The sequence below is a fragment of the Ensifer sp. R1-3 genome (assembly GCF_056739175.1).
The window spans coordinates 438,331-453,552 of sequence record NZ_CP096516.1; the positions used below are offsets into that span (position 1 = coordinate 438,331).

Annotated in this window: 13 protein-coding genes and 1 pseudogene; 10 read left to right on the forward strand and 4 right to left on the reverse strand. The window is 61.9% G+C overall.

Annotated elements, in window-relative coordinates:
- Nucleotides 1-133 precede the first annotated feature (133 nt).
- From M1D43_RS19400 to M1D43_RS19430, 7 genes are all read left to right on the forward strand, one after another.
- The gene (locus tag M1D43_RS19400; protein WP_010975344.1) at nt 134-1,126 is read left to right on the forward strand and encodes an autoinducer 2 ABC transporter substrate-binding protein; all 993 of its coding nucleotides are present in this window, start codon (nt 134-136) and stop codon (nt 1,124-1,126) included.
- Between the two features lie 108 nt (nt 1,127-1,234).
- Nucleotides 1,235-2,764 carry a sugar ABC transporter ATP-binding protein gene (locus tag M1D43_RS19405; RefSeq protein WP_457813200.1) on the forward strand — a complete coding sequence of 510 codons (1,530 nt, stop codon included), beginning with the start codon at nt 1,235-1,237 and terminating at the stop codon, nt 2,762-2,764.
- The gene (locus tag M1D43_RS19410) at nt 2,757-3,758 is read left to right on the forward strand and encodes an ABC transporter permease (protein WP_088202747.1); all 1,002 of its coding nucleotides are present in this window, start codon (nt 2,757-2,759) and stop codon (nt 3,756-3,758) included. Before M1D43_RS19405 ends, M1D43_RS19410 begins: the two co-directional genes overlap by 8 nt.
- Nucleotides 3,755-4,753, forward strand: a complete 999-nt coding sequence (locus tag M1D43_RS19415) for an ABC transporter permease (protein WP_088202746.1) — start codon at nt 3,755-3,757, stop codon at nt 4,751-4,753. The genes M1D43_RS19410 and M1D43_RS19415 overlap by 4 nt, the downstream gene beginning before the upstream one ends.
- Nucleotides 4,754-4,755: 2 nt before the next feature.
- The gene (locus M1D43_RS19420; RefSeq protein ID WP_015243338.1) at nt 4,756-5,604 is read left to right on the forward strand and encodes a sugar phosphate isomerase/epimerase family protein; all 849 of its coding nucleotides are present in this window, start codon (nt 4,756-4,758) and stop codon (nt 5,602-5,604) included.
- A gap of 44 nt (nt 5,605-5,648) precedes the next feature.
- On the forward strand, nt 5,649-7,121 hold the full coding sequence (locus M1D43_RS19425) for an FGGY-family carbohydrate kinase (RefSeq protein WP_088202745.1): 1,473 nt from the start codon (nt 5,649-5,651) through the stop codon (nt 7,119-7,121).
- Nucleotides 7,114-7,812 (forward strand): class II aldolase/adducin family protein, encoded by a 699-nt coding sequence (locus M1D43_RS19430; RefSeq protein ID WP_088202744.1) that lies wholly within the window; start codon nt 7,114-7,116, stop codon nt 7,810-7,812. Before M1D43_RS19425 ends, M1D43_RS19430 begins: the two co-directional genes overlap by 8 nt.
- A gap of 108 nt (nt 7,813-7,920) precedes the next feature.
- On the opposite strand, the pseudogene M1D43_RS19435 reads toward M1D43_RS19430, so the two are convergent.
- The 4 genes and pseudogenes from M1D43_RS19435 to M1D43_RS19450 all read right to left on the reverse strand — a co-directional run bounded on the left by M1D43_RS19435 (nt 7,921) and on the right by M1D43_RS19450 (nt 11,621).
- A pseudogene (locus M1D43_RS19435) lies at nt 7,921-8,656 on the reverse strand (DUF899 family protein).
- Nucleotides 8,657-8,969: 313 nt separating this feature from the next.
- Entirely contained in the window at nt 8,970-9,548 is a 579-nt protein-coding gene (locus M1D43_RS19440) for a cysteine hydrolase family protein (RefSeq protein ID WP_014530694.1), read from the reverse strand.
- Between the two features lie 321 nt (nt 9,549-9,869).
- Complete coding sequence (locus M1D43_RS19445) at nt 9,870-10,772, reverse strand: SDR family oxidoreductase (RefSeq protein WP_027989197.1); 903 nt, start codon at nt 10,770-10,772, stop codon at nt 9,870-9,872.
- 114 nt (nt 10,773-10,886) lie between these two features.
- A complete protein-coding gene (locus M1D43_RS19450) occupies nt 10,887-11,621 on the reverse strand; it encodes an SDR family oxidoreductase (protein WP_015008520.1) in 735 nt (244 codons plus the stop codon).
- A 122-nt stretch (nt 11,622-11,743) separates the two neighbouring features.
- On the opposite strand from M1D43_RS19450, the gene M1D43_RS19455 reads away from it, so the two are divergent.
- From M1D43_RS19455 to M1D43_RS19465, 3 genes are all read left to right on the forward strand, one after another.
- Nucleotides 11,744-12,640, forward strand: a complete 897-nt coding sequence (locus M1D43_RS19455) for a LysR family transcriptional regulator (RefSeq protein ID WP_027989199.1) — start codon at nt 11,744-11,746, stop codon at nt 12,638-12,640.
- A gap of 558 nt (nt 12,641-13,198) precedes the next feature.
- A complete protein-coding gene (locus M1D43_RS19460; protein ID WP_015243329.1) occupies nt 13,199-13,444 on the forward strand; it encodes a DUF1127 domain-containing protein in 246 nt (81 codons plus the stop codon).
- Nucleotides 13,445-13,493: 49 nt separating this feature from the next.
- Complete coding sequence (locus M1D43_RS19465) at nt 13,494-15,215, forward strand: tetratricopeptide repeat protein (protein ID WP_498814506.1); 1,722 nt, start codon at nt 13,494-13,496, stop codon at nt 15,213-15,215.
- Nucleotides 15,216-15,222 lie beyond the last annotated feature (7 nt).

The window sequence follows — 15,222 nt, forward strand, 5'->3', positions numbered from 1 at the left end:
AAGTTGTTGGTGCCGTCTGAGGAGGCGGCCGTCAGCGGCGGGATATCCCCTTCCGTGCAAAAGAATTAAGCTGGAGGCCGGCGCGTGAAGCGCCCGGGAGCGTTCCCCTCGGGGAAACATGTGGAGGAGAAACATGATCAAGAAAATTCTTGCCGCCGCTCTGGCGGCGTCGCTTTCGCTTGCGGGTGCCTATACCGCCGCGGCGCAGGATACGGGCAAGGTCGGTGTCGTCGTCAAGATCGGCGGCATACCGTGGTTCAACGCCATGGAGGCGGGTATCAAGGAGCGCGGCGAAAAGCTTGGCGTCGACGCTTTCATGGTCGGGCCGACCAGTGCCGACCCGGCACTGCAGGTTCGCGCGATCGAAGACCTGATCGCCCAGAACGTCAAGGTGATCGGCGTCGTACCCAACGACGCCAAGGTGCTGGAGCCGGTGCTCACCAAGGCCAGGGAAAAGGGCATCATCGTCATTACGCATGAATCCCCCAGCCAGAAGGGCGCGGATTGGGATTTCGAGCTCGCGTCGGCCACCGGCTTCGGTGAGGCGCATGCAAAGCTGCTTGCGGAGAAGATGGGCGGCAAGGGCGAATATGCCGTCTTCGTGGGCTCGTTGACCGTGCCGCTGCACAATGCCTGGGCCGACGCAGCAATTGAATACATCAAGAAAAACCATCCCGAGATGACCCTTGTCGGCGATCGCTACGGCGTCGCAGAGGACGTGGACAAGAGCCGTTCGACGGCGCTCGATCTGATCTCCGCTCATCCGGATCTCAAAGGCTTCCTTGCCTTCGGAAGTCAGGGCCCAATTGGTGCCGGGCGCGCTATCGAGGAGCGCCGCAAGGTCGGCGAAATCTTCGTTCTCGGGCCCTTCTCGCCCGGCCAGGGCCAGAAGCTCATCAAGTCCGATGCGATTTCCGGCGGCTTCATGTGGAATCCCAAGCAGGCCGGCGAAGTCTTCGTGACGCTCGCCGCCAAGCTCATGAAGGGCGAGGAAATCAAGGACGGCGAGGAAATCGAAGGTCTCGGCGTGATCCACCCCGACTTCGAAAATCGAAACATCATCGTCGACCAGCTCGTGCCGATCAACAAGGAGACGGTCGCCGACCTCGCCGCGATGGGTCTCTGAACGGACAGAAGTTGGGCGGGAGCCAAGCGCATCCCGCCCCACCAACGGGTTCTCCCGGCTGCTGGGCCGGCTCCGGCCGGCCTGGCAGATCCTCTGGAAACACCATCGATGGGCCTCGGCAGCATGCACCAGTCGGCAAGCGCGGCGAGCACGGACAAGCCGCTTCTGTCTCTTCGCAACATCAACATGACCTTCGGCGGCGTCAAAGCACTGAAGAATGTGAGCTTCGAGGTGCGCCCGGGCGAGGTCCATTGCCTCGCCGGAGAGAATGGCTGCGGCAAGAGCACGCTCATCAAGGTGATCACGGGTGTCTATCGCCCCGCGGAGGGGGCGGTGATCGAATATGACGGCGACACCTATCCGCATATGTCGCCGGTTACGGCACAGGACCGCGGCATTCAGGTCATCTGGCAGGATCTCGCGCTTTTCCCGGAGATGAGCGTCGCGGAAAACATCGCCTTCCACGAGGTGCTCGGCGGCCGGCCGCGGCTGGTGGATTACGGCCGCATGCGCAGGATCGCGGTCGATGCGCTGGGCCGCCTCGGCATCACGCTCGACGTCGACCTGCCACTCAAGGAATATGCGATCGCCCAACGTCAGATCGTGGCGATTGCCCGGGCGCTCGTCGGTGAGGCGAAGCTGGTCTTCATGGACGAGCCGACGGCATCGCTGACGCAGTCGGAGACGGACCATCTGCTCGAAATCGTCCGTAGCCTGTCCGCCTCGGGCGTCGCGGTCGTCTTCGTCAGCCATCGGCTTGCCGAGGTGCTGGAGATTTCAAGCCGGATCACGGTCTTGCGCGACGGCGCGCTGGTCGGGGTCTATCCCGCAGCCGGCATGACGCAGTCGAAAATCACCGAACTCATGACCGGCAAGACCTTCGATCAGCACGTCCGCGCGCGCCCGAAGACGGACCAGCCGGCCGTTCTCGAGGTTCGCGGCCTGACGAGGCCGGGCGACTTCGAAGACATTTCGCTGACCGTTCGCCGCGGCGAAACGGTCGGCATAACCGGCCTGCTCGGGGCAGGGCGGACCGAACTGGCGCTCGCCCTCTTCGGCATGCTCAAGCCCGCAACCGGGACGATCAGTATCGATGGCCGGGAGGTCCGCTTCGGCTCGAACCGCGAGGCGATCAGGGCCGGCGTCGCCTATCTGTCGGAGGACCGGTTGTCACTCGGGCTCATCCAGCCGCAGCCGATCGCCGACAATCTGGTTATCGCCTCGCTGCGAAAGATTCTCTCCGGGGGGCTTCTTTCCGAAGACCGCAAAAGAAGTCTCGTCTCCCGCTGGATCGCCGATCTCGGCGTCAAGATCGGCCATCAGGCCGACGCGATATCGACGCTTTCCGGCGGCAACCAGCAGCGCGTGGCGATCGCCAAATGGCTTGCGACCGAGCCCAAGCTGCTGATCCTCGATTCGCCCACAGTCGGCGTCGACGTCGGGGCAAGGGCCGGGATCTTCGACATCGTCGCCAAGCTCGCCGACAGCGGGCTTGCGATTATCCTGATCTCGGACGAGGTGCCGGAAGTCTATTTCAACGCCGACCGTGTCCTGCACATGGCGCAGGGCCGCATCGTCGGAACCTATGATCCGCGCCAGTCGCGGCTGGAAGAAATCGAGGCGGCCGTCTATGCGTAGCTTGATCCGCACTCATGCGACGGAATTTTCGCTGCTGGGGGTAATCGTCGTCATCAGCACAGTGCTTTCCTTCGCAACGCCGAATTTCTTCTCGCTCGGCAACGCTTTCGATCTCCTGAACATCAGCGCCGTCAACATCATCTTCGCTGTCGGCCTCCTGGTGGTGCTGATCGCCGGCGGCATCGATATCTCCTTCGCCGTGGCCGCTTCCGTCGTCCAATACGGCACGGCGATCGCGCTCGGCTGGATCGGCGGCGGCGGTTGGATCTCCGGGCTTCTCATCGCGGGCTCCTTGGGCGTGCTGCTCGGCTGCTTCAACGCCTTTCTGATCCACCGCTTCCGGATCATTTCGATCGTCGCCACGATCTCCACCTTCAATATCTATTTCGGATTGCTCATGTTCTTCACCCGGGGCGTGTCGATCTACGACCTGCCCGACTGGCTGACGGACCGCGTGATCTTCTTCGAGCGTGAAATGCCCGACGGTACCTGGATCGAGATCACGCTTCCGGTTCTCGTCATGATCGTCTGCGTCATTGCCACATGGACGCTGATCACGCGGACCACGACCGGCCGCCAGCTTTACGCCTTCGGCGACAATCCGGAAGGCGCCCGGCGCTTCGGCATCAATATCGGTGCCATGCAATTCATTGCCTTCGGCTGGCTTGGCCTGATGGCCGGCATCGGCGGTCTCATCCAGGCGCATTATGCTCAGGAAGTCGTGCCGAATGCGCTTTATGGCCGCGAACTCGACGTGCTCGCCGCGGTCGTACTCGGCGGCGCGCGCCTCGGCGGCGGCAAGGGCACCGTGCTCGGCTGCGTGCTCGGCGTGCTTCTGATCTCGATCACCCAGAACGGTTTGAACCTGATGGGCGTGTCGCCCTTCGCCTTCAAGATGATCATCGGCGCCATCATCCTGATCGCCATCACCCTTTCCAACACGCGGATCGAGCGCCTGCTGCCGTTTGTCGGTCAGAAGGGAACGGGACGATGACCACAGTCTTCGAAAGGATCAAGGCCGCCATAGGGCCGGAAATGGCCGGTCCGGGGCTCGCCTTCGTCGCTGTCGTGCTCGTTTTCGGGATCGCCTCACCGCAATTCCTGAGTGCCGCGACCTTCGGCTCCGTCGCCTTCCAGCTGCCGGAACTCGGACTCCTGACGCTTGCCATGCTGCTGCCGATCCTGACGGGCGGCCTCAATCTCGCAATCACCTTCACCGCCAATCTTGCCGGACTGACCCTTGCCTGGGTCCTCAAGGCGAACGGAGGGGCCGACGCGGGCTTCGGCATTTTCCTCGTCGGTTCCCTCCTTGCCGTGATGGTCGGTGCGGCAAGCGGAGTCGTCATGGGCCTGGTGATCGCGTTCACACGCGCCCATCCGATCCTCGTCTCCTTGTCGATGATGATCTTCCTGCGCGGCCTCGGCGAGTTCCTGACGCGCGGGGGCGACATCTCCGGCTTCCCGCCCTTCGTCGGCGTGATCGGCCATGGCTCCGTCGCCGGCATTCCAGTGCCGCTGATCGTCTTCGTCGTCTGCGTGCTCGCCTGGCATCTGCTTCTCGGCCGCACAAAGCTCGGCTTCAACACCTATATGATCGGCTCGAATCTCGAGGCGACGCGCTATTCAGGCATCAACACGCGCAAGGCGATCGTGCTCGTCTACACGCTTTCCGGGGTCATGTGCTCGATCGCCGGCATCATCATGCTGGCACGCTTCAATTCGGTGCGCATCGGGCATGGCGAGTCCTACCTGCTGATCACGGTGCTCGCGTGCTTCCTCGGCGGCGTCAATCCGTTCGGGGGCTTCGGCCGGGTGATCCCCGTCTTCGTCGCGCTGGTGGTGCTGCAGCTTCTTTCGTCCGGGCTCAATCTCATCGGAGCCAACCAGCATCTCGCTACCGCCGTCTGGGGCATCCTTCTCGTCGGCGTGATGATCCTGCGTTGGGCCGTTTCCAGGATCAAGATTTCAATTGTCAGAAGAGGATTATGACGATGCAGGGTTTTGGCGTTCATACGAGCATGTGGACAATGAATTGGGACCGTCCCGGCGCCGAACGGGCGGTAGCCGCAGCGGTCAAATACAAGGTCGATTTCATCGAGATCCCGATGCTCAATCCGCCTGCCGTCGACACGGAGCACACCCGTGGCCTCCTCGAGAAGAACCGTCTGCGCGCGGTCTGCTCGCTCGGCCTGCCGGAGCGGGCCTGGGCCTCGGTTCGGCCCGAGGCGGCGATCGACCATCTGAAGATCGCGATCGACAAGACTGCCGATCTCGGCGGCGAGGCGCTGTCGGGCGTCATCTATGGCGGCATCGGCGAGCGCACCGGCGTGCCGCCGACCGTCGAGGAGTATGACAATATCGCCCGCGTGCTGCAGGCCGCGGCCAAGCACGCCAAGTCGCGCGGCATTGAGCTTGGCGTCGAAGCCGTCAACCGCTACGAGAACCACCTGATCAATACCGGCTGGCAGGCGGTCAAGATGATCGAGCGGGTCGGAGCCGACAACGTCTTCGTGCACCTCGATACCTATCACATGAACATCGAGGAAAAGGGTGTCGGCAAAGGTATCCTCGATGCCCGCGAGCACCTGAAATACATCCATCTTTCCGAAAGCGACCGCGGCACGCCGGGCTACGGCACCTGCGGCTGGGACGAGATTTTCTCGACGCTTGCGGCGATCGGCTTCAAGGGCGGCCTCGCCATGGAAAGCTTCATCAACATGCCGCCGGAAGTGGCCTATGGCCTCGCCGTCTGGCGCCCGGTCGCAAAGGACGAGGAAGAGGTGATGGGCAACGGCCTGCCGTTCCTGCGCAACAAGGCCACGCAGTACGGCCTGATCTGAAGGAGTGCAACGAAGACGGTCGGGGAGAAGAGACGGTGGTTGCGATGAACGATCGAGACAGCGGTGCGGCTCCGGTCGCGGTCCTCGATGTTGGCAAGACCAATGTCAAGCTGAGCGCGGTTGCAGCCGACGGGACGCTGGTCGAAACGATCAGCGTCCCAAATCCCGTCCTCCCCGGACCGCCCTGGCGCCACCACGACCTCACGAGGCTGGGCGGATGGGTTTTCGAGACGCTGGCGGTTCTGTCGCGGCGCCACGGTCTTGCTGCCGTCGTAGCGGCGGGGCACGGCTCGGGCGGCGTTTTGACGGGTGCGGATCCGGACGTCGGCGATGGCGCCGCCCTCCCGATGATCGATTACGAACAGCCATTGCCACCGGATATCCGCGACGGCTATAGCCCGTTGGCCGGTACGTTTCTCGACCGCGGCAGCGCGACCATGCATGGCGCGACCCATCAGGCCCGCCAACTCTATTGGATGGAGGAGCGCGAACCGGATGCTTTTGGGAAATCCCGCTGGTATCTCGGCCTGCCGCAATATTGGGCCTGGCGGCTTTCCGGCGTCGCCGCGTCGGAAGCGAGCTTTCTCGGGGCACAGTCGCATCTCTGGAATGTCGCCGAAAGGCGCTTCTCACCGATCGTTAGTGCCCGCGGCTGGGAGCGGCTGATGCCGCCATTCTCGAAGGCCTGGCAGACGATTGGATGGATCCGGCCCGAACTCGTCCGGAGGTTCGGACTGCCGGCAGAAATGCGCGTGCTGGCCGGCGGCCACGACAGCAGCCTAAATCATTATCGGTATCACGCCGCGGGACTGCGGGATTTCACGGTGATCTCGACGGGCACCTGGATCGTCGGCTTTTCACGCTCGACACCAATCGAGCGTCTCGACGAGCACCGGGGCATGACGCTCAACAGCGACGTTTTCGGAAACCGCCTCGGCGGGATACTGACCATGGGCGGACGGGAATTCTCCCATATCGCCGGTTCCAATCCGCCGACGGACGACGCCCCCATCGAGGTCCTCGGGCGTCTGGTTGCGCAGCGGACCATCGCGGCGCCCTCCTTCGGCGACGACGATGGTCTTTTCCCCGGCAGCGCCGGAAGCGGGCGCATCCTTGGACCTGATGCCGAGACGGCAATGGAGCGCAAGGCCCTGGCGCTCCTCTATTGTGCGCTGCTGACGGTGGAATGCATCGAGGCGCTTTCCGCGGATCGCCTTGTCGTGCTCGACGGCAGCTTCCTGCGCGATCCTCTTTATGCGGGCGTCGTTGCGGCATTGCTTCCCGAGCGTCAGGTGCGCTTCAATCTCGACGCCTATGGTGTTGCCGCCGGCGCGGCGCTGCTGGCCGGTCACGAGACGCGCGAGAAGCCGGCGCCGCTTGCCCTCAGCGAGTCCATCGATCTTGCGCGGCTCAATCCCGACCTTTCCCGCTATGCCGCCGATTGGCGCGCGGTCGCCCGAGCAATGCGGGGCAACAGAGATAAATTCGAGAACACGGAAGGAAATCTTCATGGCTGAGACTGAGACGGACAAGCTGGCACTCCGGCGGGAAATGGTGGACATCTGCCGGCGGATGAATTCGAGCGGCATCAACCAGGGCACGGCCGGCAATCTTTCCGTCCGCACCGATGACGGCTTCCTCATCACGCCGTCCTCCATGCCCTATGACACGATGCAGCCGGACGACCTGGTGGAAATGGGCTTCGATGGCACCTATGTGGGCCATCGACCCTCATCGGAGTGGCGCTTCCATCGCGACATTCTGCGCGCGCGCACGGATATCGACGTGGTCCTGCATTGCCACTCGATCTACGCGACGACACTTGCCTGCCATCACAAGACCATTCCGAGCTTTCACTACATGACGGGGATTGCCGGCGGCACGACGATCCGCTGCGCCGAATATGCGACCTTCGGCACGCAGGCCCTGTCGGACAACGCGCTCCTCGCGCTTAAAGACCGCCTTGCATGCCTGCTCGGGCAGCACGGCCAGATATCGCTCGGCAAAACGCTGGAACAGGCATTGTGGCTTGCGATCGAGGTAGAGACGCTGTCGCGGATCTATGTCCAGGCCCTGACGCTCGGCGAGCCCCCCATACTGCCGGACGACGAAATGGAGCGGGTGATCGCCCAGATGCGGCGCATGAGCTACGGCCAGGCGCCGGACCCGGAGGGAGTGAACGACGTGGCGCGCTCGCGCGTGTCGTGAGGGCGGGCAGGGGCTGGCCACTCCGCGTGGGTGATCCGCGGGGTGGGGGGCACTTGTTTTTCCGTAATTCCGGACGGAAAACCGCTACGCACTTTTCCTGGAATCGCTCTAGCCTTGGTATTCGAACTGTTCGTCGGTACTAGGCCGCCCTCCCGGAGTGAGGTCCAAGAGGGTCCACATCGGCTCAACAGTGCCCAAATGTCGTGGATCTTGCCCCGGATCGGCAGGCAAGAACAACAGTTCAGAAGCCCAGCTCAACCTAATTAGCCCGTCCGCGCCTTTGTGAAACACGGTGAGGATCGGCAATTGTTGGCCTTCCGCGTCCTCGCCGTGGTAGTCGCGTTTGAAGCTATTGTTCGCCGCAGAAAGAAGCTTCAGATTGCGCCAGCCCCGATGAGCCGCAAAGGCCGCAACCTGCTCTATCGGCGCCTTTGCAACAGCCGCAATGTTTGCTCCCAGACCCTCTACGTGCGGCACCGCTCCCTCCCAGTTGTCCAGGAGGGCAGTACAAGAGGGGCACGGCCCGTCTTCAATCGGCAGCTCTTCCATCGGCCCGCTGCTCGGTTTGGGCCGCTTATCGCCGCGATGGCGTGGGAACATATAGTGGTAGAGGATCAAGACATCGGTACCGGGCCGAAACAGTTCGGAGAGTCGCACCTTCGCCGGTCTCCCTTTTCCGTCGATGTGGTCGAATTCATAGTCCTCGGGAACGACCCCGCGGGGGGAGTGCTCGGATCTCTGCGGCTACAGCTTCCATTTCGCGCCTGAGTGCTGCTTCTCGCTGCAGCAGCTTGTCGCGAGCAGTGCGATAGTTCGAACTTTCGTTCGGAAACGTTATGCCCATGGGACCACTCCATTGAAGCGATGAACCGGAGTGTAACACAGCTTGAGGAGACCCGCTCAGCCGGCTGATCGGCTCGCCGGACGGCGGTCGTGCCGCAACACTGCCGTCAATACCGTTCAGCATCTCCGGCGCACAGTTTGCTTAGGTTCCGGTGAGACATAGACAGAATCGGCACGACGAATGTCGGTCTCGTCCGAGGACCTTCGCAACAGCCAACCTCGCTCGCATCGAAAATGCGCTACGGACCGCAAGCAGCAAGACTATCGCCAGCCGGCTCGTCCTTGAACACCGCGCTGCTCGTTTCGCGCAGGCTTTAAAATGACGACAACCATTCCTCGGTGTTCATAACCTTCACTTGAACTGAGAAGCGCTTGCTGAGAAGTTCCAGCGATGCATCGTGCGTTTGATCGGTCGCACTGCATACCGCGTCCTTCAGCAGGATAACCTTGTAGCCGAGATCGATAGCCCCAAGCGTCGCGGCCAGCACGCAGATGTCCGTCTCGCCTCCTGTTACGACCAGTGTGCCGATATCCTGATGAAGTAAGGCGCTATGCAGGCGACCATTCGTCCAGGGCGAGTAGGTCCTTTTGTCAAAAATGCGCGCTGGCGGAACCAGTCTTTTCAGGTCCGGAACCAGATCCACCAAAACCGGATCAAGTTGGGTGGTCGTCATCATCGGCCATTTCTCGTAGTACGCCCGCCACATGCCTGGCAGTTCCTCAGGAGCGGACGGCGGCACAAAACGCGTGAATATCGTGCGCTCCGGAAACCGGGTTGCAATTTCAACAACCTGGTCGAATACCTTCGGCATCCATGTAACTTGCCAAGGAGTATCCTCGGCGAACATGCGCTGCATATCTACACACAGATGCGTCCACCTTTCTGGATTCATTTCGTACGCCGCGTCCTTTATTCTGAGTGCGAGCCTGAGAGCGAACATGACGGTAAGAACTCCAAGAAAGGAGTGGAGTTCCAGCTCTCACGGTCTGGCGAGGTGCGCGAAACGTGCGCGGATTACCCTGCGGCTGCGTTGGTAATGGAAGTGCTAGCCCCGAGGAATTGCCCAGCAGGATCTCGGTCCGCAACCGCTATCGAACAGGTGGCCAAATGAGACCGCCGCCTATCCGTTCTTTGACCCCGGCTCAGTATCGCTCCAGCTTCCGGTGTGCTGATGTCAGTCAGGCCGTCGTTCTGAACCCGGTTGCGGCCAGTTTCAAGCAAGGGACCTGGGTTTTAGTAGATCGGAGAGGCCGACCCGGTGGAGCATCTCAGCGCGAAGCCGGTCCAGAACGCTGAATCCCACATCGGCGCCGTCTTCGGCCGGGTCGACGTGCACCCTCAACGGACGCTTGCCGGACGCGGTGCCCACAACCCGAACAATGGCATCGGCAACCAGTGACACATCGGCGTCCGGCGGTACGATCGCGGCGAAAGCCTTCTTGATCTCTTCGCCGAGACCGGCATTCGGGCCGGCTTCATACTCGGCCTGGCGGGCGTGGTCGTCCGGTACGCCGGAATGGGCGAAGTGATTGGTGCCGCTCGTGAAGGCACCGGGCACGATGATCGACGTCTCGATGCCCCAACGCGACAGCTCACGTGCGTACTGCACAGCGATGGCATCCATGGCCGCCTTGGCGGCGAAGTAAGGGGCAAGATAAGGCGGCGTGCCGCCTGCCGAGCTTGAACTTGAGATCCAGATGAGAAGCCCATGCTTTTGCCGGCGCATGTGCGGCAGCGCCGCCCGGTTGACGCGTTGGGTGCTCAGTACATTGATATCGTAAAGCTCGGCGAACTGCTCTGGCGTGAATGCTTCGGCGGGTCCGAACACCATGTGGCCGGCATTGTGTATCAAAACGTCGATGCGTCCGTCTTCGCCAATGATCTGATCGATGGCCCTGTCTACCGAAACCTGCGACTGGACGTCGAGCTCCAGGGTGCGCAGGTCAACGTCATTGTCCCTAGCAAAGCCGGCTATAGCTTCAACATTGGACGCGTTGCGGCCAACAATGTCTCGCATCGAGGCGTATACCCGGTGGCCGGCTCCAGCGAGGGCCTCGGCAGTCAGGCGCCCGAAGCCGCTCGATGCCCCGGTGATCAGAATGATTTTCTTCGACATGGTGCGGTCCTCACTTGATGTGCGTTTGTTGATGCCTTGGGAGTCGTATCCTGGACCCCAGCGTGCCCAGTCGCGGGCGGATCGCGCCAGGGCGCCTTGGAGTTTAAGGACGCGTCAGATGATGCCGCCATTGGCGCGCAGCACCTGGCCGTTGACCCAGGCACCGTCCGGTCCTGCGAGGAAGGCGACGGTACCCGCTATGTCCTGCGGAGTGCCGAGCCGCTCGAGCGGCGCGAGCTTCGCAAAGCGGTCCCTGACCTCGTCCGACTTGCCCTCGAGAAACAGGTCAGTAGCAGTCGGTCCGGGCGCTACGGCGTTGACTGTGATGTCGCGGCCGCGCAATTCCTTCGACAGCACGTGCGTCATAGCCTCGACGCCGGCCTTCGCGGCGGCGTAGATGCCGTAGCTCGGGTGCAGCAACCCAACCTGGCTGGTCGACATATTGATGATGCGACCTCCTACGCGCAGGCGTTGCGCCGCCTCGCGCAGGGTGTTGAACGTGCCTTTCAGGTTTACAGCGATGACCCGGTCGAAGACCGCATCACCGGTTTCCGCAATAGTGGTGAGAGGCATGATGCCGGCATTGTTGACCAAGACATCGACTCCGCCGAAAGCTTCCTCCGCCGTGGCAAACAGGCGCCTGACGGCCGCCGGATCGCTCACATCGGCTTGCGCCGTTAGCGCCTTGCCGCCAGCCGCCTCAATTTTTCCGGCAACTTCTTCAGCGGCAGCGGCTTTGCCGGCGTAGTTGATGACGACCGTGAAGCCGTCACTCGCTAGACGCGCCGCAATTGCCGCGCCGATGCCTCGCGACGCGCCGGTGACGATCGCTACTTTGTTCGTTTCCATATGCTTCTTCCTTCGTGTGGTGCGCCGAAGCGGGTAGGTGACGACGGAAATATGACACTTCTCGCAAAGCGGATAATGGTGCATAGTCCGGCATCACTATCCGGAAGAGTCGAATAATAGCCATGGACCGTTTCGATGCTATGCGAGTCTTTGCCCGCGTCGCCGAAAGGCGCAGCTTCACGCTGGCGGCGGAGGACCTTGGACTGCCCCGTTCGACAATTACCGATGCCGTCAAACAGTTGGAGGGGCGTCTGGGCGTGCGCCTGCTGCAGCGGACCACGCGCGTCGTCCGGACCACCTTGGATGGAGAAGCTTACTATCACCGCTGCGTCAGACTCATCGCCGATCTGGAAGACGCCGAGGCCGTCTTCAGCGGCGCTAGTCCGTCGGGCCTGTTGCGTATTGATGTTCACGGTACGCAGGCGCGCCATTTCCTGCTGCCTGGCCTACAGGTTTTTCTCGATCGTTATCCCGATATCCGATTGCATATCAGCGAAACCCACCAGCCGGTGGACATCGTGCGCGAGGGGTATGATTGCATCGTGCGCGCGGGCCATCTCGCAGACTCCCCGCTGATCGGCCGAAAATTGGCCGAGCTGAAGCGCGGCACCTTCGCGAGCCCTGAGTACCTCGCTCGCTTCGGCACGCCCCACGTCCCCGAGGACCTATTTGACGGTCACCAAATGGTGGGGCTCCTCTCCTCCGATACGCCCTCGGTTGCGCCCTTTGCATTCGTCGTCGCGGGCAAGGCGCGCGAGCTGACGCTGCCAACTGTCGTCACGGTGACTGGCCCCGAGACGAACGTCGCATCGGCCTGTGCCGGTCTGGGACTCATTCAAGTCCCGCGCTATCGGGTTGCTTCCGAGCTTGCGAGCGGCGCGCTCGTAGAAGTGTTAACGGATTTTCCGCCATCGCCACTGCCAGTGCACGTCCTTTATTCGCACACGCGTCAGCTTTCGCCCCGCTTGCGCGTGTTCATCGATTGGATCACTGAGCGATACCGGCTCCGCGAGAGTTGATCTGAACCGAGAAAGGCCAACGGTCTCCCGCGATCGGCGCCCTGACGTCATGCCTCGGGTTTGAGCGCACAGGGCTCACCGTCAGCCGATCCTGTAGAAATCTGGTGAATCAACAAGTCCGTCGATGCGTACTGTTTGTACGACTTTTACTTAGATCTTTCTTTGATGACCAACCTTTTCCCAGAGATAATAAGAACCTGCCGTGTTGGATGGTATGGAAGTACATCGGTGCAGATGCTCTCCGTGCGTGGAGGACAGGCCAAAGACTTACAGCTCCGGCGCGAAACGTCGCGTCGACTGGGCGTGAGCACCCAGTGGTGCGCGGTTGCGTGGGCTGAGGCGATGCCAAGGTTGGTCCCTGTTACTTCCGGAACTGCCGCAGTGGCTTACTCCGGGTATTAAGTAACAACGGGATTGCGTGCGGGCGGAACGAGGACGGCGCGCGCGGGACGAGCCTTTGCTGCCACATCCCGAACAACGAGGCGGTGACTCTGTCGCAGCAGCCGCATTGGCGAGTGGCCACCGACAGGCCGGCACTCAGACCAAGAGGGAAGCACCATGTCTAAGACGTCCTTCAACATCCATCCGTCGGCCATTCTGACCACGGCGCTAGGCACAGCCTTCTTGAGCTGCGCGGCACAGGTGGCCGAGGCAATCCACCGGCGCCGGCAAAGCGGTCGTGCACGCGGGTGCACTCTGCAGGAAATGCCGGATTACATCCTCAAGGACATCGGCGTGACGCGTTTCGAAATTGAATACCTCGTCAAATCTGGACGAGCCTGCAGATGGCGCCAGAGCGAGTGAAGCGGCCGAATGCCACCGTCTCTGTCAGATCGAAACATTGAGAATGACAATGAGAGTGACCATGAAAATGCACCTTCTCTCCAGCGCTATGTCCGTAGCGATCCTCTTCGCCGCCGCTCCGGCCCTTGCCCATGACGCGAAGTACCACCTGGCGAAGAACACTGAGCTGAAACAGTTCAGCGGCAACCAGCTTCCGACGCCAGCTACCCAGGGCGCACAGGTGCCTCTGTGGCCAAATCTAACCGGTCATCGTTCCTTCGCCTCTACCGCCAGCAAGGAAGCGCAGGCTTACGTCGACCAAGCGATGATGCTCAGCTTCGGTTTCAACCATGCCGAGGCTGCCCGCAGCTTCAAGCAAGCTCAGGAGCTTGACCCATCTTGCGCGATTTGTTTCTGGGGCGAAGCGCTCGTGCTCGGCCCGAACATCAACGCACCGATGGATCCCGACGCAAATGCTGTGGCATTGGCCGCGGTGGCGAAAGCCGTGGCCTTGGCGCCCAATGCATCTCCGCGTGAGCAAGCGTTGATCGCAGCCCTGAGCCGCCGCTATGCTCCAGACACCGAACGTACAGTTCTTGACCAGGCCTATGCAGAGGCCATGGCTGAAGTCGCAGACAAGTTTCCGAAAGACGACGATATCGCCGTTCTCTATGCAGAGGCGTTGATGGACCTGAACCCTTGGGATTACTGGACCGACGCCGGCGCAAAACCGAAGGGAAAGACTGCGGTGATTATCTCGACACTTGAGCGGGTGCTAGCGCGCAACCCGGACCATGTTGGTGCGATCCATCTTTACATCCATGTAGTCGAGGCCTCGACTACGCCTGAGCGGGCGGAGCGGCACGCCGATCGCCTGGCGAAGATGGATATCGGAGCCGGTCATCTGGTTCACATGCCCTCTCACATTTACTACCGGGTCGGACGTTATGCGGATTCGCTTGCGGTAAATCGCCGTGCGGTCGCAACGGATGAGTCTTTCTTTCAAGCGGTGGCACCTGAGGGGCTCTATGCCGGCGGCTACTATCCACACAACATCCACTTCCTGCTGGTTTCGGCACAAATGGCCGGTGACGGGCCGACTGCCATCGAGGCGGCGCAGAAGCTCTCAGGGGTAATTTCGGACGAGCTCGCGCGCGCTGCACCTGCGTTCGTTCAGCCGATCAAGGCCGCGCCCCTATTCGCGCATGCCCAGTTCAGCGATCCGGAAACGATCCTCGCGGTTGCGCGTCCGACAGGCGACTTCCCATTCGTCGATGCCGCCTGGCATTATATGCGCGGGGTTGCTCAAGCTCGGCGCGGTGACCTTGATGCTGCTCGATCCGAGGGAGCGGCGATTGCCGAAATCGCCCGTTCCGCTGACTTGAATGCGCTAGAGGACGGCGGAATGCCCGCTGCTGACGTACTGGCAATAGCCGGGCACGTCCTTACCGCGCGGATTGCACAGGCGGCTGACGATTGGCCGGCTGCCGCTCGCGCCTTCTCGGATGCAAAGAAAGTGGAGGATCGCCTTTCATATATGGAGCCGCGCCACTGGTACTACCCGATCGGTCAGTCGCTCGGAGCGGCTCTGTTGCGCGTCGGCGATCTCGATGGGGCGGAAAATGCCTTTCTCGAGAGCCTCGTCCTTGCTCCGAACAATGGCTGGGCCCTGTTCGGCCTAAGCGAGGTCTATCGCGCACGCGGCGACGAAGTCTTGGCTGAAAAAACGTCGCGCCGATGGCGTGATGCATGGGTAGGCAGCACGTCGATGCTGCGCCTCGACCGGCTTTGACAGTCTC

Coding starts and splice junctions, on each gene's coding strand:
- M1D43_RS19465 (WP_498814506.1), top strand. CDS start 13,494: ATGAGAGTGACCATGAAAATGCACCTTCTCTCCAGCGCTATGTCCGTA.
- M1D43_RS19430 (WP_088202744.1), top strand. CDS start 7,114: ATGGCTGAGACTGAGACGGACAAGCTGGCACTCCGGCGGGAAATGGTG.
- M1D43_RS19440 (WP_014530694.1), bottom strand. CDS start 9,548: ATGAATCCAGAAAGGTGGACGCATCTGTGTGTAGATATGCAGCGCATG.
- M1D43_RS19425 (WP_088202745.1), top strand. CDS start 5,649: ATGAACGATCGAGACAGCGGTGCGGCTCCGGTCGCGGTCCTCGATGTT.
- M1D43_RS19420 (WP_015243338.1), top strand. CDS start 4,756: ATGCAGGGTTTTGGCGTTCATACGAGCATGTGGACAATGAATTGGGAC.
- M1D43_RS19460 (WP_015243329.1), top strand. CDS start 13,199: ATGTCTAAGACGTCCTTCAACATCCATCCGTCGGCCATTCTGACCACG.
- M1D43_RS19415 (WP_088202746.1), top strand. CDS start 3,755: ATGACCACAGTCTTCGAAAGGATCAAGGCCGCCATAGGGCCGGAAATG.
- M1D43_RS19410 (WP_088202747.1), top strand. CDS start 2,757: ATGCGTAGCTTGATCCGCACTCATGCGACGGAATTTTCGCTGCTGGGG.
- M1D43_RS19400 (WP_010975344.1), top strand. CDS start 134: ATGATCAAGAAAATTCTTGCCGCCGCTCTGGCGGCGTCGCTTTCGCTT.
- M1D43_RS19405 (WP_457813200.1), top strand. CDS start 1,235: ATGGGCCTCGGCAGCATGCACCAGTCGGCAAGCGCGGCGAGCACGGAC.
- M1D43_RS19450 (WP_015008520.1), bottom strand. CDS start 11,621: ATGGAAACGAACAAAGTAGCGATCGTCACCGGCGCGTCGCGAGGCATC.
- M1D43_RS19445 (WP_027989197.1), bottom strand. CDS start 10,772: ATGTCGAAGAAAATCATTCTGATCACCGGGGCATCGAGCGGCTTCGGG.
- M1D43_RS19455 (WP_027989199.1), top strand. CDS start 11,744: ATGGACCGTTTCGATGCTATGCGAGTCTTTGCCCGCGTCGCCGAAAGG.